Consider the following 22,864-nt stretch of genomic DNA (forward strand, 5'->3'; position numbering starts at 1 on the left):
GAGCTTGCTCGCGATTAGCGGAGTGTCAGTTGATATTAATGCAACTGACTCGCCGCCATCGCGAGCAAGCTCGCTCCCACAGGTTTCTCGTTGTCAGTTCAGACTCTCGTCAATCACCAACACCACCTTCCCCGCCACGTTATTGCTCGCCAACTCGGCAAACGCTGCCTCGGCATCCTTGATCGGGAATGTCCTGGCCAGTTGTGCACTCAAGCGCCCCTCGGCGAACAACGGCCACACGTGCAGGCCCAGATCGCTGAACAGATCTGCCTTGAACTGATCATCCCGACTGCGCAGGGTCGAGCCCAGCAATTGCACGCGCTTGGCCAGCACCTGGGCCAGATCCAACTTGGCCTCGCGCCCGCCCATCAGACCGATCAACACCCAGCGACCATCCTGAGCCAGCAACTTCAGGTTCAAGGCCGCGTAACTGCCACCCACCGGGTCGAGAATCACGTCGAACGGCCCCAGATCCCGCAAGCCCTCCAGATCACCGTTACGCACCACGCCGCCCTGGGCACCCAGCCCTTCGCAGTACGCCAGTCGCTCGGCAGAGCCGACGCTGACCCAGCACGGGTTACCGAAGGCCTTGCACAGCTGAATGGCCGCTGAACCAATTCCACTTGCTCCGGCGTGCAGCAAAACTTTCTGTCCCGGTTTGAGCGCAGCCAGTTGAAACAAATTCAGCCAGACTGTTGCATAAACTTCAGGCAATGCCGCCGCTTCGACCAGTGACATTCCATCGGGAACCGGCAGTACATGCCGCCCGTCGACAACCACCTCTTCGGCCATCCCGCCCCCGGCCAGCAAGGCGCAAACCCGATCGCCCACCTGCCAGGAGGAGCCGGCGCCCACCTCGCTGATGACCCCCGAGCACTCTAGACCAAGCACCTGGCTGGCCCCTGGCGGTGGCGGATAAAGACCGGCTTTCTGCAATAAATCGGCACGATTGAGGCCCGCTGCCGCCACTCGAATACGAACTTGCCCTACATCACATGCAGGACCGGGTTCATCAACCCATACCACTTGACCGTCAACGCCTTGCAATGCTTTCACAGTGCCTCCATAGTGAGTCTGGACTGAGCCCGAAGCTGTATCGCCGGGCTTTTTGCATTATGCGACCGGCTCCCAAAGAGCCGGCGACTTCAAAGACGGCCTAATATGCGTTATCAATTGTCCCCGCGTCGAATCAGCATGAAGCATCTGTTCCCCAGCACTGCCCTCGCCTTATTCATCGGTATCGGCTTGCTGCCGATGTCGAGCAATACATTCGCAGCCAATAGCTGGGACAAGCTTCAGCCCGATCGTGACGAAGTGATCGCCAGTCTGAACGTCGTGGAATTGCTCAAACGCCACCACTACAGCAAGCCGCCACTCGATGACGCGCGCTCGGTGATCATCTACGACAGCTACCTCAAGCTGCTGGATCCATCGCGCAGCTATTTCATGGCCAGCGACATTGCCGAATTCGACAAGTGGAAGACGCAGTTCGACGACTTCCTCAAGAGCGGCGACCTGAACGCCGGGTTCACCATCTACAAGCGCTACCTGGACCGCGTGAAGGCGCGCCTGGACTTTGCCCTTGCCGAGCTGAACAAGGGCGTCGACAAGATCGACTTCAACACCAAGGAAACCTTGCTGATCGACCGCAAGGACGCCCCTTGGCTCAAATCCACCGCGGAACTCGACGACCTGTGGCGCAAACGCGTCAAGGACGAGGTCCTGCGCCAGAAGATCGCCGGCAAGGATTCCAAGCAGATCCAGGAAACCCTGACCAAGCGCTACAAGAACCAGCTGGCGCGCCTGGACCAGACCCGCGCGGAAGACATCTTCCAGGCGTACATCAACACCTTCGCCATGTCCTACGACCCGCATACCAACTATCTGTCGCCGGATAACGCGGAGAACTTCGACATCAACATGAGCCTGTCCCTCGAGGGCATCGGCGCCGTGCTGCAGAGCGATAACGACCAGGTAAAAGTCGTGCGCCTGGTGCCGGCTGGTCCGGCAGACAAGACCAAGCAGGTTGCACCGGCCGACAAGATCATCGGCGTTGCCCAGGGCAACAAGGAAATGGTCGACGTCGTGGGCTGGCGCTTGGACGAGGTGGTCAAGCTGATCCGTGGTCCGAAAGGCACCGTGGTGCGCCTGGAAGTCATCCCGGCCAGCAATGCGCCGAACGACCAGACCACCAAGATCGTGCCGATCACCCGTGAAGCGGTGAAGCTCGAAGACCAGGCCGTGAAGAAATCGGTCTTGAACCTCAAGCAGGACGGCAAGGACTACAAGCTCGGCGTCATCGAGATCCCGGCGTTCTATCTGGACTTCAAGGCCTTCCGTGCCGGCGACCCGGATTACAAGAGCACCACCCGCGACGTCAAGAAACTGCTGACTGAACTGCAGAAAGAGAAAGTCGACGGCGTGGTCATCGACCTGCGCAACAACGGCGGCGGCTCCTTGCAGGAAGCCACCGAGCTGACCAGCCTGTTCATCGACAAAGGCCCGACCGTGCTCGTGCGTAATGCCGATGGCCGTGTAGACGTGCTGGAAGATGAAAACCCGGGCGCGTTCTATAAAGGCCCGATGGCGTTGCTGGTCAACCGCCTGTCCGCCTCGGCTTCGGAGATTTTCGCCGGCGCCATGCAGGACTACCACCGCGCACTGATCATCGGCGGCCAGACCTTCGGCAAAGGTACCGTGCAGACCATTCAGCCACTCAACCATGGCGAGCTGAAACTGACCCTGGCCAAGTTCTACCGGGTTTCCGGACAGAGCACCCAGCATCAGGGCGTCTTGCCGGACATCGATTACCCGTCGATCATCGACACCAAGGAAATCGGCGAAAGCGCCCTGCCCGAAGCCATGCCGTGGGACACCATCAAGGCGGCGATCAAGCCGGCGGTCGACCCATTCAAGCCGTACATTACGCAACTCCAGTCCGAGCATGACGTGCGTACAGCCAAGGATGCGGAGTTCGTATTCATCCGCGACAAGCTGGCCCTGGCGCAGAAACTGATGGCCGAGAAAACCGTCAGCCTCAATGAAGTCGAGCGTCGTGCCCAGCACGCCGACATCGAAGCCAAACAGCTGGCCATGGAAAACATCCGTCGCAAGGCCAAGGGCGAAGAACCGCTCAAAGAGCTGAAGAAAGAAGACGAGGACGCCCTGGCGGCCGAGGACGACAAGACCAAACCGGAAGACGATGCCTACCTGAGCGAAACCGGGCGGATTCTGCTGGACTACCTGAAACTCAACACAGCAGTGGCGAAGCACTGAGTGCTTACAAGCAGCTGATGGCAATTTAATGCTAACGCCCTCCGGGGCGTCATCAAACAGTCATCATTCTGTCGTGAAATACGGGACTGGCGTGCTCCTTGTAGAAAGGGACCACGCCAGTCCTTTTTTTATCGCCAGAGATCGCCATGACCACAACCGAACAGCTGAGTGCATTGAGCTCGATCCTGACTCAAGGCGGTTTGCACAGTTTGTTCCAACCGATCATCAGCCTCTCTGAGCGGCGCATTCTCGGCTACGAAGCCCTCAGTCGCGGGCCGTCCAACAGCCCTCTGCACTCCCCTGTCGCCCTGTTCGCCGTCGCCCGTCAGGCCGGTCGTTTGAGCGAGCTGGAAATTGCCTGCCGCGAAAGCGCTTGCCGACGCTTCAATGAACAACAACTGCCTGGTCTGCTGTTCCTCAACGTGTCCCCGGAATCCCTGCTCGAAGCAGCCCATCAACCGGGACGCACCCTGCAATTGCTGCAGGACTTCGGCATTCCGCCGAGTCAGGTGGTCATCGAGCTCACGGAACAGACGCCGACGGATGATTTCCAGCTCCTGCAAACCGCCCTGCATCACTATCGGGCGATGGGATTTTCGATTGCGCTGGATGATCTGGGGGCGGGTTATTCGAGTTTGCGCTTGTGGTCTGAGTTGCGGCCGGATTACGTGAAAATCGACCGGCATTTCATTGATGGCATTCATCAGGATGCGCTCAAGCGCGAGTTCGTCGGCTCGATCCTGCAAATCGCCAAGGCCTCGCGAGCGCAAGTCATTGCCGAAGGTATCGAGTTACCGGAAGAGCTCACGGTACTGACCGAGATGGGCGTCGATCTGGTCCAGGGCTATCTGCTCTGCCGCCCCCAGGAACTCCCGCCACGGGATGCCCGGGCAATGATGCCCCGCCAGGACAGCACCAGCGTTGTACTGAGCGAAGACGGCAGCGACCTCAGCGCACTGCTCAACGAGCAACCCGCCGTGAACCGGGACACCCCGACCGCCACGGTGCTCGAAGCCTTTCGCCGCCAGGCCAACCTGAACTCGCTGGCGGTCCTGGATGAACAGGGTCAGCCTTGCGGTATCGTCCATCGGCATTCGCTCTCCGATGCCCTGCTCAAGCCCTTTGCCACCGATCTGTTCGCCCGCAAACCCATCAGCCGCCTGATGAACGATGACTTCCTCGCCGTCGAGCTGAGTCAGTCGCTGCAACAAGTCAGCCGCCTGATCACAGGCCGTGCCCGCCAGCGCATCGAAGAAGACTTCATCATCACCCTCAATGGCGGCTATCTCGGGCTCGGCCGCGTGATAGACGTACTCAAACTGATTACCGAACTGAAGATCCAGCAAGCCCGCTACGCCAACCCGCTGACCCTGCTCCCGGGCAACGTGCCGATCCAGCAATGCCTGACGCGTCTGCTGCAACAGCAACGGGAATCGGTGATCTGCTACGTGGACATCGACAGCTTCAAACCTTTCAACGACATCTACGGCTACGGCCGCGGCGACGAAGTCCTGCTGTGCCTGGCGCAATGCCTGAACGACCGCATCGACCCGTCCCGCGACTTCGTCGGCCACATCGGCGGTGATGATTTCCTGCTGGTGCTCGGCCCGGAAGACTGGCGCAAGCGTCTGAACCAGTTGCTCGACGACTTCCAGAGCCAATGCCGGCGCTTCTACCGCAGCGAGCACCTGGAAGCCGGCTGCTTCATCGCACCGAATCGCCAAGGCGTGCGGCAGGAGTTTGCGCTGTTGTCGCTGTCGATCGGCGTGGTGCATCTTCATCCACAGGCCTGTGGACAACTCGATGCGAGCCTGCTGGCGGAAATGGCGTCACAAGCCAAGCACCATGCGAAGAATGTGCAGGGCTATAGCGTGCATGTGATTGACAGCCGGGTGGTGCAGGAACGTGAAGGTGCTTGCCTGATGGGGCAACGGTGATTGACAGGACGCTTTCGCGAGCAGGCTCGCTCCCACAGAAGGGCAAAAGCAGATCTGCGTACACAAACGCTCCCCACCACTCAACAGGCCGAGCGTTAGCTCGCCTGCAGCTCTTGATCTACCCGCCCCCTCGGCAGGCTGAGCGCAGGTGTTCATCCGGGGATGGGCGCGCAGCGCCGTTCGACGCAGTCGAACTCATTGCATGTAGGTCGAAGCGAAGCCGACCGGAGGGCAATGCCCCCGGAGGAATACCGGAGCGAAGGAACCCCGAGCCTCAGCGAGGGGCCGTACGTAAGGGGCGAGCGTTTTTTGCTTCCTTTTTTAGGCGCTTGTAAAAAAGGGAGTCGCCGTAAGGGCGAAACCATAAGCCGCCGTTACCGAAGAAACGGATATGTACACAGTCAACAAAAGACAGGCGCAGGACAACTCCCCAAATAGCCATCCCCCGGCCAGCCCAGGGTTATAGCTCAGCCTCGCGAGACGCCAACTCTTGCAACTTGATCGGCGCCAACGGATGCCCGGCCTTCGCCGCAATCTCCCAGAATCGCGCCGCTTCAACCAGATCCGGAGCCTTGCTCGCCGTCCCGGCCAAACAGATCACGCCCACTTGATACGCCGCCTTGCCATCGCCCGCCAACGCCGCCAGGCGCAACAAACGCACGCCCTCCTCACGAGCACCGAGGCCGACACCGCGAAACGTCAGGATGTGCCCATAGAAGCTCTGGGCGCCGACGTCGCCCAGGTTGGCCATGCGTGCAAACTGGCCTTCGAGCCAGCGCCAGCCCTGCGGCTGACGAACAAACCACGACCAGTGAAACAACCGGCGCGCGAGCCAGTACCCGGCTCGCGCCTTGAGTTGCAAAAACATTCAGGCCTCGGCCGATTCCGGGTATTCGTACTCGAACACCCGCACCACTTCCGAAGCATGCCAGGACGCGGCGGCAACGCCGTCCGACGGCCCGGAAAACCGCCCGAGGCGCTCGACACACTCAAAGAATCCGGTGCGCGGCAAACGGCTGGCACCCTGGCTGATCACCAGTGAACTGCGCAATGGCTGCTCCGCCTTGGCGTCCAGAGCCGCCAGATGCTCAAGGGCCGCCGTCAGGGTCTGCATGGCCGGGGTCGGCAGCTGCAAACGTTCCAGCAATGCCCGATACGTCAACAGATGGCGCTGGCGCCGCGCCTGATCCAGTTCGCCCAGCAATCCGTCCCAGTGTTGACGGCTGATGCGTACACTCACGATTCATCCCTCCATCCTGGCACCGTCAATTCCCAAGCCAGGCTGCGGCGAATCGCGGCGTCGGGCAGACGCTCGCCACTTTCGATCATGGCCAGGTAAGACGGGCTGATGCCTACCGTGCGGGCCAGCGCCTCGATGGCGATGCCCTTCCCCTCGCGCAAACTGCGTAGTTGATCCAGACCCGGAAGAATCGCGTCTGGTGTCGCCGCCTGAGGCTTCGTGGCTCGAGGCGACGCTTGCTCCTTGATACCCGCTGCTTTCAATAACGCCTGATATTGAGCCCATGGCAGAACCGCATACTCGGGCTCGCCTTCGCGTGTAATTATCTGAATATCCATCACTACCCCGTAGGACAACAACACTTAGCGAGTCGGCACTTTTCCCTAGAAGTGTAATCCTAACAGCGGCCAAGGTCGCGGGGGGCATCAATCTATGAAGTCGTGAAAATCGACTCAGCGTTTTTTCGGGCCTTGCAGTTGAAGTTGCTCGGGGGTATCGGGCAGGCGCTCAACCACCGCGAGCTTCTCCGGGACCTGCCGTTTGCGCCAGGCGCGGAAGGCATTGAGCTCGTCGTCGAGCACTTTCATCAACCACGCCAGGACTGCGATGTCGTCGAACATGCCGAACAGCGGAATGAAATCCGGGATCGCATCCACCGGGCTGAGGAAATACATCAGGCCCGCGACAACCGAAAGCAGCGCCTTGGGGCTGATGGCGCGATACTCGCCACGCCAGTAGGCCAGGCAGAGTGCCTGCAACAGCTTCAGGTCGTCCTTGATCTTGCCCAGTCGATTGCCCTGGCTTGCGCCTTTGCTGGCGACCGCGAACAACAGGGTCGGCAATCGACCGCGTGCCAGCAGACGTCCGGCCAGTGGCAGGAAACGAGCGAAATTCCAGGGTGCTTTCATCATTCCTCCCGTTGAAATGTTATCCACACAAATTGTGGATAACCTTGTGAACAGAGCTGCTTTTCATCGCTGCAAGCCCCGTCTTACAAGGCCTGCGTTCAGATCGGGCGTTTTTTACTCATCAAAAAAAACTCATAATTTCATTGACTTGGCGGCCTTGTGCGTCTACCGCCGACACTACTATGCCTAAGACTCCGGCCTAGAGCGTCTGTTCGTTTTGTTTACCCCTGCCGAACGCCAGATGCAACAACGCCCCGCATGAGCGAGGCGTTGTTATCGAAGCAGGCGCTGGTTACTTGGCAGCGGCGTCTTCTTTTGCCGGGTCCTTGATGGCCAGCAGTTCCAGGTCGAATACCAGCACCGAGTTGGCCGGAATCGCCGGGCTCGGGCTTTGGGCGCCGTAAGCCAGGTCAGCAGGGATGTACAGCTTGTACTTCTCGCCAACGTGCATCAGTTGCAGGCCTTCGACCCAACCCGGGATCACACCGCTGACCGGCAGATCGATCGGGCTGCCGCGCTCGACGGAGCTGTCGAATACGGTGCCGTTGGTCAGCTTGCCGGTGTAGTGAACGGTCACTACATCAGTCGGCTTTGGCTGAGGGCCATCGGCTTTCTGCACGACTTCGTACTGCAAGCCCGAAGCGGTGGTCGTCACGCCGGCTTTCTTGCCGTTTTCCTCGAGGAATTTCTTGCCGGCAGCGGCCGACTCTTCGCTCATCTTGGCCATGCGTTCTTCGGCACGTTTTTGCAGTGCGGCGAACGCCTCGACCAGTTCTTCGTCCTTGAGCTTCTGCTCTTTCTTGCCAACGGCGTCTTCGATGCCCTGGGCTACAGCTTTGGAATCCAGGTCATCCATGCCTTCCTGAGCCAGGCTCTTGCCCATGTTCAGGCCAATGCCGTAGGAAGCTTTTTGCGCCGGAGTTTTCAGCTCTACGCTGGTCTGCGAATCACAACCCGCGAGTACCAGGCCAACCAGGGCCACCGCCGCCGCCAACCGATGCTGTTTCATGCTATTTCCTTGTTCATGCGCCTAAAGGGCAATCGAGTAAAGCCGCGAGCTTATCAGGCCGCCACGACCAATGGCTACCGGCATGAGAGCCGGAATCAATTGATAAGTTCAGGTGTTTAAACGCTTTTCACAATTGGAGTGATGAAGCTTCTTTCATCTTGTTCCGACAGAGGCTGATTCCTGAACCTGCAATCTGGCGTAACGGCCTCTTGCCGCACCTTGGGCACTCGGGCATAACAGCATGATAATTCGACAAGGATGTTTATCTTGCGCCTCTTCCTACGCTTGCTGGTTCTCATCGCAGTCCTGCTCGGGCTGGCCCTGGCCGTGGTTCTTTATTACGTCGCCAACCCGAAACTGCCGGCCTGGTCGCCTGCTCAACAGGTGCATTACCTGGAGCAATGGAGCGCCGCCGACCGAGAGACTTATTACTTCACCCCCCAGGGCACCCAGGTCAAAGGCTTGCGCTATGACTGGTTCACCGCCCTCGAACTGCCCTTCTCGCAGCAACGCTTCGCCGCCCCCGAATACCTCGCGCGCTTCGGCTTTCTGGTGGACCCCGGCCAGAAACCGACACCGAACAACCCCGGCAACCTCCCCGCAGGCTTTACCCGGCATCAGAATGCCGGCAGCCCGGAGGTGTTTCTGGATATCACCTGTGCGGCCTGCCACACCGGTGAACTGCGCTTCAAGGGGCAAGCCGTGCGTATCGACGGCGGTTCGGCGCAGCATGTCCTGCCGTCCAGCGTTCCTACGCTCAAAGGGGGCAGTTTCGGACAGGCGCTGGTCGCCAGCCTGGCCTCGACCTACTACAACCCGTGGAAATTCGAACGTTTCGCACGCAACGTACTGGGCCCGGACTACGAGACGCGCCACAAACAACTGCGCAAAGAATTCAAGATTTCACTCGATACATTCCTCAAAGTGGCCTGGAACGACACCCATCGCGGGCTCTATCCCACCGAGGAAGGCCCGGGCCGCACCGATGCCTTCGGGCGCATTGCCAACGCCAGCTTCGGTGACGCGATTTCCCCCGACAACTACCGCGTGGCCAATGCTCCGGTCGATTATCCGCAGTTGTGGGACATGTGGACGTTCGAATGGGTGCAGTGGAACGGCTCGGCGAAACAACCGATGGCCCGCAACATCGGCGAGGCGTTGGGCGTCGGTGCCACGCTGAACTTCTTCGACCAGAACGGCCAGCCACTGATGGGCGATGCCCGCTATCCCTCCAGTGTCCGTGTGCGCGACCTGCATCTGATCGAAGAAACCCTGCAACGGCTCTCGCCGCCGGCCTGGCCGGAAGACCTGCTGGGCGCAATCGACAAGCCGCTGGCCGCCCAAGGGCGCACCCTGTTCGCGGAAAACTGCGCGGGTTGTCATGTACCGCGTACCACCCAGGGCGAGGGACGATACGTTCAGCACCTGAAAATGCTCCCGGTGGATGACATCGGCACAGACCCGGGCGCGGCCAACAACATCGCCGACCATCGCTTCGACCTGACGGCGCTGCAATGGAAGCAGGCGGAACTGGAAACACTTGATGTAGAGCCAAAACCCACCGAACCACTGGACCTGAGCAAGATGTCCGTGGCCACGGGGCTGGCCTATGTCACTGCATTTGTCCGCGAGCGCGCCTATCAGGACGCCAGTGTCACCCCCGCCGAGCGCCCGGAAATGGACGGCTTCGGCCTGCCAATCGGTGTGCGCGAACTACGTTCGTACAAGGCCCGGCCGTTGGCGGGTGTATGGGCGACAGCGCCGTTTCTGCACAACGGTTCGGTACCGAGCATTTATCAATTGCTGTCGCCTCAGGATGAGCGTGCAACCACGTTCTACAAAGGCACTTTCGAATATGACCCGAGACACCTGGGTTACCGCACCGAAGCCTTTGCCAATGGTTTTCTGTTCGACACGCGAATCACCGGCAACCACAACAGTGGTCATGAATTCCGTGCCGGCAAACTCGGCAATGGCGTGATCGGCCGCTGGCTGCAGCCGCAGGAGCGTTGGGCACTGCTGGAATATCTGAAAGTGCTGGGCGGCCCGCTGGAAGCGCAATTGCCATGACCACGGACTCAGCCAAAAGGACGCTCTCATGCTGATTACACTCTGGCTGCGCCTGGGCGCCTTCCTCGGCAAGCTGTTGCTGTGGCTGCTGGTTCTCGGCGTGCTTGGCTGGGCATTGGCCACCGCCTGGTTTTCCTGGCAGCAGCGCGGACCGGTCTCTGCGCAGGAGTCGATTGCGGACGATGAAGCCGCGATGACCCGGGACATCATCCAGACCGCCGTGCGCATCGTCGATCAGCACCGCGAAAGCACCCGCTACTTGCGCGATGCCCACGCCAAGGCCCACGGCTGCGTCAAAGCCGAAGTCCAGGTGTTGCCGGAACTGGCCAGCGAATTGCGCCAGGGCGTGTTCAGCGAGCCGGGAAAAACCTGGCAAGCGACGATGCGCCTGTCCAATGGCAACGCCTACCCGCAGTTCGACAGCATCCGCGACGCCCGGGGCATGGCGATCAAGCTGTTCGATGTTCCAGGCAAACAACTATTGGGCGATCAGCCAGGGCGAAGCGAACAGGACTTTGTGATGTTCAGCCATCCGAACTTCTTTGTAAGTAACGTGGCCGAATACCGTCAGAACGTCGCCGCCCAGGCCGAGGGTAAAAAAATGATGGCGTTTTTTCCGGGGTGGGATCCGCGATCGTGGCAGGTTCGCCACCTGTTTATTGCCCTGGCGACCTTGTCCCCTGCTCCATCAAGCCCAACCCGGACAACGTACTTTTCGGTTTCACCCTACAAATTCGGTGAAGCCAATGCCAAGTTCCGGGTCATGCCCGATCCGGGCAGTTGCCCGGCCTACAACCTGCCGGAACAAAACCGCAAGTTGCCGAACTTCCTACGCAATGCACTGAATCAACAGTTGTCGACCGACCGGGTACCCGCGTGTTTCGTCTTGCAAATCCAGCGGCAGGACGCCAACAAGTACATGCCGATTGAAGACACCAGCATTGAATGGCGCGAAAGCGATGCGCCCTTCGAGACGGTGGCGCAGATCAGGGTGCCGGCGCAGGACTTCGATACACCGGCACTGAACCTGCAATGCGACAACCAGTCATTCAATCCCTGGTTCGGTATCGAGGCACACCGCCCTATCGGCGGCATCAATCGCCTGCGCAAAGCCGTGTATGAAGCTGTCAGCGACTACCGGCACAACCGCAACGCCGAGCAATAACCGGGCAGACACAAAAAAAGCGATCCCGGGATCGCTTTCAGGACTGGCCAGATGCCAGACAGCAAAAAGCCCGCACAAGGCGGGCTTTCTGTGGTGACCTGGCGTTCAGTGTTCCAGGTTACCGAATATGGCGCAGCGGACGGGACTCGAACCCGCGACCCCCGGCGTGACAGGCCGGTATTCTAACCGACTGAACTACCGCTGCGCGAAACGCTTGAAACGAATGGTGGGTGATGACGGGATCGAACCGCCGACATTCTGCTTGTAAGGCAGACGCTCTCCCAGCTGAGCTAATCACCCTTCGCTTCGGTGTGGCGCGCATTCTACGGAGCGACCCAACCTCTGGCAAGCACTTTTTTAAATAATTTTCTCAGGCCTTCCAAAGGCTTAGAGAAAGGTTGGCCTATGGCACGGCGAAGACAATAATGCCCCCCTTTGTATAAAGGAGAGACTCACCCCATGTGGTTCAAAAACCTGCTTATCTATCGCCTGACCCAAGATCTGCCTGTTGATGCCGAGGCGTTGGAAACTGCACTGGCCACCAAACTGGCGCGCCCATGTGCAAGCCAGGAGTTGACCACCTACGGTTTCGTCGCGCCGTTCGGCAAAGGCGAAGATGCGCCACTGGTGCACGTCAGCGGTGACTTCCTGCTGGTGTCCGCGCGCAAGGAAGAACGTATTTTGCCAGGCAGCGTCGTGCGTGACGCGGTCAAGGAAAAGGTCGAAGAGATCGAAGCCGAGCAAATGCGCAAGGTCTATAAGAAGGAACGCGATCAGATCAAGGATGAAATCATCCAGGCATTCCTGCCCCGCGCCTTTATCCGCCGCTCGTCGACCTTCGCCGCCATCGCGCCGAAGCAGGGCCTGATCCTGGTCAACTCGGCCAGCCCGAAACGCGCCGAAGATTTGCTGTCGACCCTGCGTGAAGTGATCGGCACCCTGCCGGTGCGTCCGCTGACCGTGAAAATGTCGCCGACCGCGACCATGACCGAGTGGGTCACCACGCAGAAAGCCGCGGACGATTTCTTTGTGCTGGACGAGTGCGAACTGCGCGACACCCACGAAGACGGCGGCATTGTGCGTTGCAAGCGCCAGGACCTGACCAGCGAAGAAATCCAGCTGCACTTGAGCACCGGCAAAGTGGTCACTCAACTGTCCCTGGCCTGGCAGGACAAACTGTCGTTCGTCCTCGACGACAAGATGGTGGTCAAGCGCCTGAAGTTCGAAGACCTGCTGCAAGACCAGGCGGAACAGGACGGTGGCGACGAAGCCCTGGGCCAACTGGACGCCAGCTTCACCCTGATGATGCTGACCTTCGGCGACTTCCTGCCGGCGCTGGTTGAAGCGCTGGGCGGCGAAGAGACTCCGCAAGGCATCTGATCGCCTGAATCAAAAGATCGCAGCCTGCGGCAGCTCCTACACAGGTGGTTCAGGGCTTGGCCGTATGGCCATTCATTCCGCGCAAAAATAGTGGCTCCGTTTCGAACGGCTGACGACTAGGGTGTAAAGACCTCAGCTCTCAGGACTCGCCATGCATCCCTACTTTTCCCTGCAAGGCCGCACCGCCCTGGTGACCGGCGGCACCCGTGGTATCGGCAAGATGATCGCCAAGGCCTACGTCGAGGCGGGTGCCACCGTGTACGTCTGCGCCCGCGACGCCGAAGCCTGCCGGCAAACCGCCGACGAACTGGGAGCGCTTGGACACTGCCACGCCATGGTGGCCAACCTCGCCACCGAAGAGGGCGTCCTGCAACTGGCGACACGCCTGGGCGAGCAGATTTCCCATCTGGACATCCTGGTGAACAATGCCGGCACCACCTGGGGTGCACCACTGGAGAGCTACCCGATCAAGGGCTGGGAAAAAGTCATGCAGCTCAACGTGACATCGGTATTCAACTGTATCCAGCAGTTCCTGCCCCTGCTGCGCAAGGCCGGTTCAGCGCAGAATCCCGCGCGGATCATCAACATTGGTTCGGTGGCCGGGATTTCATCCTTCGGCGAACAAGCGTATGCCTACGGGCCGAGCAAGGCGGCGCTGCATCAACTGTCGAGGATTCTGGCGCGCGAACTGGTGGGACAGCACATCAATGTCAATGTGATCGCCCCGGGTCGCTTTCCGAGCAAGATGACCCGGCACATTGGCAGTGATGAACAGGCACTGGCTGAGGATACGGCGCTGATTCCAATGAAGCGCTGGGGCCGCGAGGAAGAGATGGCGGCGCTGGCGATCAGTCTGGCGAGCACCGCAGGAGCTTACATGACCGGGAATATCATTCCTTTGGATGGCGGGTTCAGTCTGTAGATCGGCGGCGCGCCCATCGCGGGCAAGCCACGCTCCCACAGGGTTCTAGAGCGCACACAAATTTTGTGTCCATCACAAAACCTGTGGGAGCGTGGCTTGCCCGCGATGACGGACTGACAGGTGCCACCGGGCTAGAGGTCGTGTGGGTTATCATGCCTGCCTTCATTCCGCCTCGACCTCAAACCATGACCTACAGCGTTTCCCCCATCGGCTTCGTGCGCTCCTGCTTCAAGGAGAAGTTCGCCATTCCGCGCCAGCCACAACTGGCCCCGGCCGCCCGTGGGGTGCTGGAACTGGTGGCTCCGTTCGATCAAGGGGACGCGGTGCAGGGCCTGGAGCAGGTCAGCCACGTGTGGCTGCTGTTCCTGTTCCACCAGGCTCTGGAGGAAAAGCCTCGCCTGAAGGTCCGCCCTCCTCGCCTCGGCGGCAATAAAGCCATGGGCGTGTTCGCCACCCGCGCCACCCACCGCCCCAATGGCATCGGGCAATCAGTGGTGAAACTGGACAGGGTCGAAGCCAACCGCCTGTGGATCTCGGGTATCGACCTGCTGGATGGCACGCCGATTCTCGATATCAAGCCCTACGTGCCCTACGCCGACATCATCGATACAGCCACCAACAGCATCGCCAGCGCTGCGCCGCAGCTGATTCCCGTGCAGTGGACGGACACAGCGCTGCTGCAGGCTCACGAGCATGCCAAGCGCCTTGAAGAGCCCTTGGTTGAGCTGATCGAGCAATGCCTGGCACAGGATCCACGCCCGGCCTATCAAATACCTGCACCCGAGCGGGAATACGGTGCGCAGTTCTGGGATCTGGATGTGCGTTGGCATTACCCGACACCGGAGCTGATCCGCGTCCTGGAAGTCATTCCCGCATCCCACCTGTAGGAGCTGCCGCAGGCTGCGATCTTTTGATTTTGATTTTTAAAAACAAGATCAAAAGATCGCAGCCTGCGGCAGCTCCTACAGGAAAGCAAAAAGCCCGCGTTGCCTTGAGGCAGCGCGGGCTTTTCAATGATGCAGGTTGCTTATTTCTCTACGAACGCACGCTCGATCAGGTAGTCACCCGGCTCGCGCATCCGCGGCGAAACTTTCAGGCCGAAGCTGTTCAACACTTCGCTGGTCTCGTCGAGCATGCTCGGGCTGCCGCACAGCATGGCGCGGTCGTCCTGCGGGTTGATCGGTGGCAGACCGATGTCGCTGAACAGCTTGCCACTGCGCATCAGGTCGGTCAGGCGGCCTTCGTTCTCGAACGGTTCGCGGGTCACGGTCGGGTAGTAGATCAACTTGTCACGCAGGGCTTCGCCGAAGAATTCGTTCTGCGGCAGGTGCTCGGTGATGAACTCGCGGTAAGCGACTTCGTTGACGTAACGCACGCCGTGGCACAGGATCACTTTTTCGAAACGCTCGTAGGTTTCCGGGTCCTGGATGACGCTCATGAACGGCGCCAGGCCGGTACCGGTGCTGAGCAGGTACAAATGTTTGCCAGGCTTCAAGTCGTCCAGTACCAGCGTGCCGGTAGGCTTCTTGCTGATGATGATCTCGTCGCCTTCCTTCAGATGCTGCAACTGCGAAGTCAGCGGACCATCAGGCACCTTGATGCTGAAGAACTCGAGATGCTCTTCCCAGTTCGGGCTGGCAATCGAGTAAGCGCGCATAAGCGGGCGGCCGTTGGGTTGTTGCAGGCCGATCATCACGAACTGACCGTTCTCGAAGCGCAGGCCCGGATCACGGGTGCACTTGAAGCTGAACAGAGTGTCGTTCCAGTGGTGAACACTGAGGACACGCTCGTGGTTCATGTTGCTCATGTACGTGGGACTCCTGGAGATTGGTCTGCGCGTGTTCGGTGTGCTCTGCAAGAAAGCCAGCTCTGCGCAATTGCATCGCATTCTAAAGGCAGAGACAATATCTGTTAAATGGATTATTAAGATAAGGGTTATCGGTTATATCGATATGCGATTTACTCTCCGTCAACTTCAAGTATTCGTCGCCGTCGCCCAGCAGGAAAGCGTGTCCCGTGCTGCGGGCCTGCTCAACCTCTCACAATCGGCGGCGAGCACCTCGATCACCGAACTGGAGCGTCAGTGCAGCTGCCAACTGTTCGACCGCGCCGGCAAACGGCTGAGCCTGAACGCCCTCGGTAAACAACTTTTGCCGCAAGCGGTCGCCCTGCTGGATCAGGCCAAGGAAATCGAAGACCTGCTCAACGGCAAGTCCGGTTTCGGCTCGCTGGCCGTGGGCGCGACCCTGACCATCGGCAATTACCTGGCCACCCTGCTGATCGGCAGCTTCATGCAGCGCCATCCGGAAAGCCAGGTGAAGCTGCACGTGCAGAACACTGCCAACATTGTGCAGCAGGTGGCCCACTATGAAATTGACCTGGGTCTGATCGAAGGCGACTGCAGTCACCCGGACATCGAAGTGCAAAGCTGGGTCGAGGACGAACTGGTGGTGTTTTGCGCCCCTCAGCATCCGCTGGCCAAGCGCGGCACCGCCACCATGGACGAGTTGAGCCACGAAGCCTGGATCTTGCGCGAGCAGGGTTCCGGCACACGGTTGACCTTCGATCAAGCCATGCGCCATCACCGTTCTTCCTTGAATATCCGTCTGGAGCTTGAGCACACCGAAGCGATCAAGCGCGCGGTGGAGTCAGGTTTGGGGATTGGCTGCATTTCCCGGCTGGCGTTGCGCGACGCATTCCGCCGCGGCAGCCTGGTGCCTGTCGAGACGCCGGATCTGGATCTGGCGCGACAGTTTTATTTCATCTGGCATAAACAGAAATATCAGACCTCGGCGATGCGCGAATTCCTCGACCTGTGCCGCGCCTTCACCGCCGGGGTTCAGCGCAGCGACGAGATCGTGCTGCCGACAATCGCTTAGAGCAGGATGACCGCCCACACCAGGGCAATCATGCTCAATGCCACGAACTGGGCGGCACTGCCCATGTCCTTGGCATTCTTGGACAGCGGGTGCCGTTCAAGGGAAATGCGGTCGATGGCCGCTTCCACCGCCGAATTGAGCAACTCGACGATCAACGCCAACAGGCAGACCGCGATCAGCAACGCCTGTTCGACCCGGCTGACATTCAGGAAGAACGACAAGGGAATCAGGATGACGTTGAGCAATACCAGTTGCCGAAAGGCGGCTTCGCCGGTGAAGGCTGCGCGCAGGCCGTCCAGCGAATAACCGGAGGCATTGAGGATTCGTTTCAGACCGGTCTGGCCTTTGAAAGGTGACATAGAGTGGGCAACTGACAAAAAAAGGAAGTGGGAAAGCTAGTTCAACCAAAGTCAAAAAAGCGTGAAGTAACCAACCTTTAATGGCTGGAAGTTGACTCAAGTTGTTGCAAGAGCAGCGCAGCCTGGGTCCGGGTCCGCACATTCAGTTTACGGAAAATCGCGGTCACGTGCGCCTTGATAGTCGCCTCGGAAACACTCAGCTCGTAGGCGATCTGCTTGTTCAGCAAGCCTTCGCAGACCATGGTCAGCACCCGGAATTGCTGCGGCGTCAGGCTGGCAAGGCCTTCGCTGGCCGCCTTGGCCTCTGCCGAAACGCTGACCGCTTCGAACGCCTGCGGCGGCCAGAACACATCGCCATCGAGGACCGCACGCACGGCTTTCTGGATCACACCCAAGTCGCTGGATTTGGGAATGAAGCCACTGGCGCCGAACTCACGGGACTTGACCATGATGGTCGGCTCTTCCTGGGCCGAGACCATGACCACCGGAATCTGCGGGTACTGACCGCGCAGCAGGACCAGCCCGGAAAAACCGTAGGCCCCCGGCATGTTCAGGTCCAGCAGTACCAGATCCCAGTCGGACTTTTCCGTCAGGCGGACTTCCAGTTCGGCAATGCTCGCTACCTCCACCAGACGGACATCCGGGCCAAGGCCCAGGGTCAACGCTTGATGCAAGGCACTACGAAATAGCGGATGGTCATCGGCAATCAGGATTTCGTATGTGGCCATTTTTCAAATGATCCTGTTTTTCATGAGACGCCCGATGCATTCGGACCTCGCCAAAGCACCTCAAGGCACAGCCATGGAGCTGCACTGACCAGGCAGTTTCAACGCAAGAAACGCCATTGCAAACGCTGGCCGCACCCTGATCGGCGCCAAGCATGCCCAGCGAAGCCGGGGTGGTCAAGCCGCATGCCCGGTACAGTTTATTGCAGTATGAGCGACAATCAGTCCACCAAAGGAGTGACCGACTGGACATAGGGCATCAACTCGGCATGCGCCGGGGTCGAAACGTTCATGTCCAACTGATGTTTGGCATCGAGGTAATGCTGGCTGAACACATCAAAGTAGGCATCCAGCGCCGAGGCTGCGTCGACATCGCCTGCAAGGTCGAGACACAGCGCCGCCACTTCCGCCGTACACAGATGCTCGCTGCGGGTCGAGCGGCGCAACCGGTAGCGCGAGAGTTTTTCGGGTAGCAGGCTGAGGATCGGCAATCGATCGAAATAGGGACTCTTGCGAAAGATCTTTCGCGCCTCGGTCCAGGTCGCGTCCAACAGAATGAACAACGGACGCTTCGTGCCATCGACATCCACGCTGTTTGTCACCCGCTCAGGCTCGACATATTCCCCCGGAAACACCAGGTACGGCTGCCATTGCGGGTCGGACAACAGCGCCAGCAACTTCGGATCGACCTCCGTACGGGACCAGATGAAGGCGTGGTTGTCAGGGACCACGTCGGCGATCAGCCAACCGGTGTTGCTCGGCTTGAACACTTCCTTGTTGGTCATGATCAGGCACACGCCGGAACGGGTCGCGACCTGCGGACGCCATGCGCACAAGCAATGGCTCTCGATCACCCGGCAGTCACGGCAACGCGGCGCACGCCAGCCACGGGCCTGAATCGGCTTGATGCCCTCCTCCTCACGCTGATCGCGCAAGCGGGCTACGGCATTCAAGGCAAAGCGCGCGGGGGTAGGGCTCATAACGGGCAACGCCCACAGAGAAGGGAACTCGACACGAAACACACTCGACAGGGTAAAAAGTGCCAGCAGTTTACCAGACCGCCCGGCGCAAGCCTGTACCGTCCAGCCCGCCTCCCCTATAATTCGCCGCCACTGAACGCACAGTCACGTGACGGGTCAAAGCCCCATCACTGAACCAGGAGAGTTTCATGCTGCGCCTTATCGTTCCTACCGCGGCCGCGGCCATTTTGCTGGCGTCGTCCCTCAATGCCCAGGCTGCGTCCTTGAAAGACACGGAACTGAACAAAATGCTGCAAAACGTCGCCACCCAGAGCAGCGTCGGCACTCCTCGAGCGATCAACGAAGACATACTCGATCAAGGCTACACCGTTGAAGGCAAACAGCTGATCAACCACCTGAGCGTGCAGAGCAGCCACGCCGACAAGATGCGTGCAGACCCGAAGGCGGTGTACTTCCAGCTGGGCGCTTCTGTCTGCAGAAACGAAGGGTTTCGCAAGCTGATGGCCAAGGGCGCGATCATGCGTTACGACTTCACCGAGGTGAAGACCAACCGTCCGGTCGGCTCCGCCAGCTTCCAGGAATCGGATTGCCTGCAACCGGCCAAGAAGAAAAAGTAATCACCGGGAATTGGCGCGCCGCTGTTCATCTTCGGCGCGCAGTTCTGCCAGCAGCGCCTGCAAGTAATGCGAACGGCGTTCGCCGCCACGCAAACGGCGGCAGCACTCCTCTTCGAGGCTCAAATGATTGGCCTCGGCTGATGACTTCAACAATCGATACAGTTGCGTATCGACCTCCAGAATGACTCTGGCCATGGTTTCCCGCCTCCCTGCACTTCACTCATGTTTGAGCGATAAATCCTTGAACTGCATGTACCGTGCGTCCTGCCGTTGACGCAAAGTTGTCGTGTGACACCTGTAACTTAGTAAATCAGAGTGTGGCACAGGCGACGCCTGTTCAGACGAGCGGTGAAACCACCTTGCAAATCGTCAATAAGCGGTTGCCAGCAAAGACGTTGTGGCGCAATGATCAATCAGCGCAAATCATTGTGAAGGTCTAGATTTCAGGTATCCACCTTCACTTTTTCAGGGCTGGAAAGGGGCTGGCCGTCGCTTGTCGTGTTGTGCGATTGTTTCTTTCATCCAAGGGAAAAACAGAACCTGTTTGGATGATCCGATGCCTTTCGGGTCAAGTAGATCGCCCAGGCATGGGCCTGGGCAGACAGCGACACATGAAGTGTCGTGGCACCGGCGTACGTTGTCGGGCCGAGGGTTCTGTGCAGAAGGAGAAGTTGAATGCCTTACCAACCGAATGACCTCCTGAGCCGTCATTTTGAAGAAAGCGGCCACGACCTCCTCAGCAAGGTCGAAGAACAACTCAAGCTGATTTCACCCAACAGCCCGAACATCCCGATCTACCGCGACATGATCCTGACCGTGCTGCGCATGGCCCAGGAAGACCACAACCGCTGGAATGCCAAAATCACCTTGCAAGCCCTGCGCGAACTGGAACAGGCCTTCCGCGTGCTCGAACAATTCAAGGGACGGCGCAAGGTCACTGTTTTCGGCTCGGCCCGTACCCCCATGGAACATCCGCTCTACAGGATGGCCCGGGAACTCGGCGCCGCTCTGGCGCGCTCGGAGATGATGGTCATTACCGGCGCAGGTGGCGGCATCATGGCCGCCGCCCACGAAGGAGCTGGCCTGACACACAGCCTGGGGTTCAACATCACCCTGCCCTTCGAGCAGCATGCCAACCCCACTGTCGACGGCACGACCAACCTGCTGCCCTTCCATTTCTTCTTCACCCGCAAGCTGTTCTTCGTCAAGGAAGCCGATGCCCTGGTGCTGTGCCCGGGCGGCTTTGGCACGCTGGATGAAGCCCTGGAAGTGCTGACGCTGATCCAGACCGGCAAGAGTCCATTGGTGCCCGTGGTGCTGCTCGATGCGCCGGGCGGTAAATTCTGGCAAGGCGCACTGGACTTCATTCACCAGCAACTGGAGGAAAACCATTACATCCTGCCCACTGACATGAAGCTGGTGAGACTGGTCTACAACGTCGAAGAAGCGGTAGAGCACATCAACCAGTTCTACAGCAACTTCCACTCCAGTCGCTGGCTCAAGCATCAGTTCCTGATTCGCATGAATCACTCACTCAACGACCAGGCACTCGAACATATGCAGGAGGCTTTCGCCGACCTGTGCCTGAGTGATCATTTCCATCAGCACACTTACAGCGGCGAGGAACACGACGAAGCCGAATTCAGCCATCTGGCGCGACTGGTCTTCAACTTCAACGCCCGCAATCATGGCCGCCTGCGCGAACTTGTGGACTACATCAACCTGCCGGAAAACTGGGCACAGTCGAAAACCCAGGCACAACAACGCACCCGGGAGCCGTCAAAGGTTACGTGAGGCATAAAAAAACGGCCCGCTATCGAAATAGCGGGCCGTTTCAGTTCAGTCGTCCATCCCTCGACCGCTGAACAGGCGGTTGATCATTTCCATGGAATATCCCCGATACGCCAGGAATCGGCCTTGTTTGGCTCGCTCCCGGACATCTGCCGGCAATTGCCCGGAGAATTTACGTCGCCAGGTATCGGCCAACTGCTCCTGCCAGTCGATACCGCTCTCACGCAGGGCGAGTTCAATATCGGTGCGCTGCAGGCCGCGCTGGCTCAACTCTTCACGAATGCGTAAAGGGCCATAACCGGAACGGGCGCGGTAGGAAACAAAACTTTCGAGGTAACGGGTTTCAGACAACAACCCCTCTTCCGTCAACCGGTCGAGTGCTGTTTCGATCATTTCAGGGAGGGCGCCGCGCTGACGCAGTTTACGCGTCAGCTCGACTCGACCGTGCTCGCGTCGTGCGAGCAGGTCCATTGCGGTTCGCCGCACCGCGACGAGCGTATCGAGTACGGCGGTCATCGCTTCGATCAGATATCAGCGTCAACCAGGTCGTCTTCGGTCTCTTTGACCGCAGAAGCTTTGGCGTCTGCTACGGATGCCGGGGACAGGAGCTTGTCACGCAGTTGCTTCTCCAGCTTTGCCGCGACTTCCGGGTTGTCCGCCAGGAACTTGGCCGAGTTGGCCTTGCCCTGACCGATCTTGGTGCCTTCATAGGCATACCAGGCGCCGGACTTCTCGACGAAACCGTGCAGAACCCCCAGGTCGATCATCTCACCGTTGAGGTAGATGCCCTTACCGTAAAGAATCTGGAACTCGGCTTGACGGAACGGCGAAGCCACCTTGTTCTTCACGACCTTGACGCGGGTTTCGCTACCGACGACTTCATCACCTTCCTTCACCGCGCCGGTACGACGGATGTCCAGACGAACCGATGCGTAGAACTTCAGCGCGTTACCACCGGTGGTGGTTTCCGGACTGCCGAACATCACACCGATCTTCATGCGGATCTGGTTGATGAAGATCACCAGGCAGTTGGCGTTCTTGATGTTACCGGTGATTTTACGCAGCGCCTGGGACATCAGACGGGCTTGCAGGCCCACGTGCATGTCACCCATTTCGCCTTCGATTTCAGCCTTTGGCACCAGGGCGGCCACGGAGTCGACGATGATCACGTCAACCGCGTTGGAACGCACCAGCATGTCGGTGATTTCCAGGGCCTGCTCGCCGGTGTCCGGCTGGGAAACCAGCAGGTCGTCGACGTTAACGCCCAGCTTGCCGGCGTACTCAGGGTCGAGGGCGTGCTCGGCGTCGACGAATGCGCAGGTCGCGCCGGCTTTTTGAGCCTGGGCGATCACCGACAGGGTCAGCGTGGTTTTACCGGAAGATTCAGGACCGTAGATTTCAACAATACGGCCTTTTGGCAGGCCGCCAATGCCGAGAGCGATGTCCAGACCCAGAGAGCCAGTGGAGATGGCCGGGATCGCCTGACGGTCCTGATCGCCCATACGCATTACGGCACCCTTGCCGAATTGACGTTCGATCTGACCCAGGGCCGCAGCCAAGGCTTTCTTCTTGTTGTCGTCCATTAAAGTCCTCACGTAATCAATAA

23 protein-coding genes and 2 tRNA genes are annotated in these 22,864 nt (G+C 59.3%); 10 read left to right on the forward strand and 15 right to left on the reverse strand.

The window, feature by feature from the left end:
* Positions 1–93 precede the first annotated feature (93 nt).
* Positions 94–1,056 (reverse strand): zinc-binding dehydrogenase, encoded by a 963-nt coding sequence (locus AC07YV_RS09700; RefSeq protein ID WP_102699335.1) that lies wholly within the window; start codon positions 1,054–1,056, stop codon positions 94–96.
* 138 nt (positions 1,057–1,194) lie between these two features.
* On the opposite strand from AC07YV_RS09700, the gene AC07YV_RS09705 reads away from it, so the two are divergent.
* Entirely contained in the window at positions 1,195–3,276 is a 2,082-nt protein-coding gene (locus AC07YV_RS09705) for a carboxy terminal-processing peptidase (RefSeq protein WP_173900799.1), read from the forward strand.
* A 146-nt stretch (positions 3,277–3,422) separates the two neighbouring features.
* Entirely contained in the window at positions 3,423–5,213 is a 1,791-nt protein-coding gene (locus tag AC07YV_RS09710) for a bifunctional diguanylate cyclase/phosphodiesterase (protein WP_102699337.1), read from the forward strand.
* A 460-nt stretch (positions 5,214–5,673) separates the two neighbouring features.
* On the opposite strand, the gene AC07YV_RS09715 is transcribed toward AC07YV_RS09710, so the two are convergent.
* The 5 genes from AC07YV_RS09715 to bamJ all read right to left on the reverse strand — a co-directional run bounded on the left by AC07YV_RS09715 (position 5,674) and on the right by bamJ (position 8,370).
* Complete coding sequence (locus tag AC07YV_RS09715) at positions 5,674–6,081, reverse strand: SEL1-like repeat protein (RefSeq protein WP_102699338.1); 408 nt, start codon at positions 6,079–6,081, stop codon at positions 5,674–5,676.
* Positions 6,082–6,453, reverse strand: coding sequence for a hypothetical protein (locus tag AC07YV_RS09720; protein WP_003223109.1), 372 nt, complete (start codon positions 6,451–6,453; stop codon positions 6,082–6,084).
* On the reverse strand, positions 6,450–6,791 hold the full coding sequence (locus AC07YV_RS09725; RefSeq protein WP_102699409.1) for a helix-turn-helix domain-containing protein: 342 nt from the start codon (positions 6,789–6,791) through the stop codon (positions 6,450–6,452). The genes AC07YV_RS09720 and AC07YV_RS09725 overlap by 4 nt, the downstream gene beginning before the upstream one ends.
* A gap of 114 nt (positions 6,792–6,905) precedes the next feature.
* Positions 6,906–7,361 carry a YkvA family protein gene (locus AC07YV_RS09730; protein ID WP_102699339.1) on the reverse strand — a complete coding sequence of 152 codons (456 nt, stop codon included), beginning with the start codon at positions 7,359–7,361 and terminating at the stop codon, positions 6,906–6,908.
* Between the two features lie 292 nt (positions 7,362–7,653).
* Entirely contained in the window at positions 7,654–8,370 is a 717-nt protein-coding gene (gene bamJ / locus AC07YV_RS09735) for a BamJ family beta-barrel-assembly machinery protein (protein ID WP_102699340.1), read from the reverse strand.
* A 267-nt stretch (positions 8,371–8,637) separates the two neighbouring features.
* Between bamJ and AC07YV_RS09740 the strand changes: the two genes are divergently transcribed.
* The gene (locus AC07YV_RS09740) at positions 8,638–10,440 is read left to right on the forward strand and encodes a di-heme-cytochrome C peroxidase (protein ID WP_102699410.1); all 1,803 of its coding nucleotides are present in this window, start codon (positions 8,638–8,640) and stop codon (positions 10,438–10,440) included.
* Positions 10,441–10,468: 28 nt separating this feature from the next.
* Positions 10,469–11,605 (forward strand): catalase family protein, encoded by a 1,137-nt coding sequence (locus tag AC07YV_RS09745; protein WP_102699341.1) that lies wholly within the window; start codon positions 10,469–10,471, stop codon positions 11,603–11,605.
* A gap of 128 nt (positions 11,606–11,733) precedes the next feature.
* On the opposite strand, the gene AC07YV_RS09750 is transcribed toward AC07YV_RS09745, so the two are convergent.
* A tRNA-Asp gene (locus tag AC07YV_RS09750) sits at positions 11,734–11,810 on the reverse strand.
* A 19-nt stretch (positions 11,811–11,829) separates the two neighbouring features.
* Positions 11,830–11,905: transfer RNA gene (locus AC07YV_RS09755), tRNA-Val, on the reverse strand.
* Between the two features lie 159 nt (positions 11,906–12,064).
* On the opposite strand from AC07YV_RS09755, the gene rdgC reads away from it, so the two are divergent.
* The 3 genes from rdgC to tsaA all read left to right on the forward strand — a co-directional run bounded on the left by rdgC (position 12,065) and on the right by tsaA (position 14,794).
* Positions 12,065–12,985, forward strand: a complete 921-nt coding sequence (rdgC, locus tag AC07YV_RS09760; RefSeq protein ID WP_007969735.1) for a recombination-associated protein RdgC — start codon at positions 12,065–12,067, stop codon at positions 12,983–12,985.
* 151 nt (positions 12,986–13,136) lie between these two features.
* Positions 13,137–13,907, forward strand: coding sequence for an SDR family oxidoreductase (locus tag AC07YV_RS09765; RefSeq protein WP_102699342.1), 771 nt, complete (start codon positions 13,137–13,139; stop codon positions 13,905–13,907).
* A 185-nt stretch (positions 13,908–14,092) separates the two neighbouring features.
* A complete protein-coding gene (tsaA, locus tag AC07YV_RS09770; RefSeq protein WP_102699343.1) occupies positions 14,093–14,794 on the forward strand; it encodes a tRNA (N6-threonylcarbamoyladenosine(37)-N6)-methyltransferase TrmO in 702 nt (233 codons plus the stop codon).
* Between the two features lie 140 nt (positions 14,795–14,934).
* Here the strand turns inward: tsaA and fpr are convergent, their stop codons facing one another.
* A complete protein-coding gene (gene fpr / locus AC07YV_RS09775; RefSeq protein ID WP_003443014.1) occupies positions 14,935–15,714 on the reverse strand; it encodes a ferredoxin-NADP reductase in 780 nt (259 codons plus the stop codon).
* A gap of 145 nt (positions 15,715–15,859) precedes the next feature.
* Here fpr and AC07YV_RS09780 point away from each other — a divergent pair, with 145 nt between their 5' ends.
* Positions 15,860–16,786 carry a LysR family transcriptional regulator gene (locus AC07YV_RS09780; RefSeq protein ID WP_033047456.1) on the forward strand — a complete coding sequence of 309 codons (927 nt, stop codon included), beginning with the start codon at positions 15,860–15,862 and terminating at the stop codon, positions 16,784–16,786.
* Here AC07YV_RS09780 and AC07YV_RS09785 read toward each other — a convergent pair.
* The 3 genes from AC07YV_RS09785 to AC07YV_RS09795 all read right to left on the reverse strand — a co-directional run bounded on the left by AC07YV_RS09785 (position 16,783) and on the right by AC07YV_RS09795 (position 18,850).
* A complete protein-coding gene (locus tag AC07YV_RS09785; protein WP_015093791.1) occupies positions 16,783–17,145 on the reverse strand; it encodes a diacylglycerol kinase in 363 nt (120 codons plus the stop codon). The two genes, AC07YV_RS09780 and AC07YV_RS09785, sit on opposite strands and share 4 nt — an antisense overlap.
* Positions 17,146–17,222: 77 nt before the next feature.
* Positions 17,223–17,873, reverse strand: coding sequence for a response regulator transcription factor ErdR (gene erdR / locus AC07YV_RS09790; RefSeq protein ID WP_102699344.1), 651 nt, complete (start codon positions 17,871–17,873; stop codon positions 17,223–17,225).
* A gap of 218 nt (positions 17,874–18,091) precedes the next feature.
* Positions 18,092–18,850, reverse strand: coding sequence for a tRNA-uridine aminocarboxypropyltransferase (locus tag AC07YV_RS09795; protein ID WP_102699345.1), 759 nt, complete (start codon positions 18,848–18,850; stop codon positions 18,092–18,094).
* A gap of 188 nt (positions 18,851–19,038) precedes the next feature.
* Here AC07YV_RS09795 and AC07YV_RS09800 point away from each other — a divergent pair, with 188 nt between their 5' ends.
* Positions 19,039–19,467: a PA3611 family quorum-sensing-regulated virulence factor gene (locus tag AC07YV_RS09800; RefSeq protein ID WP_102699346.1), complete on the forward strand. Its 429-nt coding sequence runs from the start codon at positions 19,039–19,041 to the stop codon at positions 19,465–19,467.
* Here the strand turns inward: AC07YV_RS09800 and AC07YV_RS09805 are convergent, their stop codons facing one another.
* A complete protein-coding gene (locus AC07YV_RS09805; protein ID WP_102699347.1) occupies positions 19,468–19,662 on the reverse strand; it encodes a hypothetical protein in 195 nt (64 codons plus the stop codon).
* Positions 19,663–20,142: 480 nt separating this feature from the next.
* On the opposite strand from AC07YV_RS09805, the gene AC07YV_RS09810 reads away from it, so the two are divergent.
* Positions 20,143–21,261: an LOG family protein gene (locus AC07YV_RS09810; RefSeq protein ID WP_102699348.1), complete on the forward strand. Its 1,119-nt coding sequence runs from the start codon at positions 20,143–20,145 to the stop codon at positions 21,259–21,261.
* Positions 21,262–21,306: 45 nt separating this feature from the next.
* Here AC07YV_RS09810 and recX read toward each other — a convergent pair whose 3' ends face one another.
* The gene (gene recX, locus AC07YV_RS09815) at positions 21,307–21,774 is read right to left on the reverse strand and encodes a recombination regulator RecX (protein ID WP_095965054.1); all 468 of its coding nucleotides are present in this window, start codon (positions 21,772–21,774) and stop codon (positions 21,307–21,309) included.
* A gap of 8 nt (positions 21,775–21,782) precedes the next feature.
* On the reverse strand, positions 21,783–22,841 hold the full coding sequence (recA, locus tag AC07YV_RS09820) for a recombinase RecA (RefSeq protein ID WP_007971148.1): 1,059 nt from the start codon (positions 22,839–22,841) through the stop codon (positions 21,783–21,785).
* Positions 22,842–22,864 lie beyond the last annotated feature (23 nt).

This window comes from Pseudomonas sp. GW456-E7 (assembly GCF_059424105.1).

What these genes read in the sequence shown, in the direction of transcription:
- AC07YV_RS09705 (WP_173900799.1), top strand. Translation starts at nt 1,195, where the DNA reads ATGAAGCATCTGTTCCCCAGCACTGCCCTCGCCTTATTCATCGGTATC.
- AC07YV_RS09710 (WP_102699337.1), top strand. Translation starts at nt 3,423, where the DNA reads ATGACCACAACCGAACAGCTGAGTGCATTGAGCTCGATCCTGACTCAA.
- AC07YV_RS09715 (WP_102699338.1), bottom strand. Translation starts at nt 6,081, where the DNA reads ATGTTTTTGCAACTCAAGGCGCGAGCCGGGTACTGGCTCGCGCGCCGG.
- AC07YV_RS09725 (WP_102699409.1), bottom strand. Translation starts at nt 6,791, where the DNA reads ATGGATATTCAGATAATTACACGCGAAGGCGAGCCCGAGTATGCGGTT.
- AC07YV_RS09730 (WP_102699339.1), bottom strand. Translation starts at nt 7,361, where the DNA reads ATGAAAGCACCCTGGAATTTCGCTCGTTTCCTGCCACTGGCCGGACGT.
- bamJ (WP_102699340.1), bottom strand. Translation starts at nt 8,370, where the DNA reads ATGAAACAGCATCGGTTGGCGGCGGCGGTGGCCCTGGTTGGCCTGGTA.
- AC07YV_RS09745 (WP_102699341.1), top strand. Translation starts at nt 10,469, where the DNA reads ATGCTGATTACACTCTGGCTGCGCCTGGGCGCCTTCCTCGGCAAGCTG.
- rdgC (WP_007969735.1), top strand. Translation starts at nt 12,065, where the DNA reads ATGTGGTTCAAAAACCTGCTTATCTATCGCCTGACCCAAGATCTGCCT.
- AC07YV_RS09765 (WP_102699342.1), top strand. Translation starts at nt 13,137, where the DNA reads ATGCATCCCTACTTTTCCCTGCAAGGCCGCACCGCCCTGGTGACCGGC.
- tsaA (WP_102699343.1), top strand. Translation starts at nt 14,093, where the DNA reads ATGACCTACAGCGTTTCCCCCATCGGCTTCGTGCGCTCCTGCTTCAAG.
- fpr (WP_003443014.1), bottom strand. Translation starts at nt 15,714, where the DNA reads ATGAGCAACATGAACCACGAGCGTGTCCTCAGTGTTCACCACTGGAAC.
- AC07YV_RS09780 (WP_033047456.1), top strand. Translation starts at nt 15,860, where the DNA reads ATGCGATTTACTCTCCGTCAACTTCAAGTATTCGTCGCCGTCGCCCAG.
- AC07YV_RS09785 (WP_015093791.1), bottom strand. Translation starts at nt 17,145, where the DNA reads ATGTCACCTTTCAAAGGCCAGACCGGTCTGAAACGAATCCTCAATGCC.
- erdR (WP_102699344.1), bottom strand. Translation starts at nt 17,873, where the DNA reads ATGGCCACATACGAAATCCTGATTGCCGATGACCATCCGCTATTTCGT.
- AC07YV_RS09795 (WP_102699345.1), bottom strand. Translation starts at nt 18,850, where the DNA reads ATGAGCCCTACCCCCGCGCGCTTTGCCTTGAATGCCGTAGCCCGCTTG.
- AC07YV_RS09800 (WP_102699346.1), top strand. Translation starts at nt 19,039, where the DNA reads ATGCTGCGCCTTATCGTTCCTACCGCGGCCGCGGCCATTTTGCTGGCG.
- AC07YV_RS09805 (WP_102699347.1), bottom strand. Translation starts at nt 19,662, where the DNA reads ATGGCCAGAGTCATTCTGGAGGTCGATACGCAACTGTATCGATTGTTG.
- AC07YV_RS09810 (WP_102699348.1), top strand. Translation starts at nt 20,143, where the DNA reads ATGCCTTACCAACCGAATGACCTCCTGAGCCGTCATTTTGAAGAAAGC.
- recX (WP_095965054.1), bottom strand. Translation starts at nt 21,774, where the DNA reads ATGACCGCCGTACTCGATACGCTCGTCGCGGTGCGGCGAACCGCAATG.
- recA (WP_007971148.1), bottom strand. Translation starts at nt 22,841, where the DNA reads ATGGACGACAACAAGAAGAAAGCCTTGGCTGCGGCCCTGGGTCAGATC.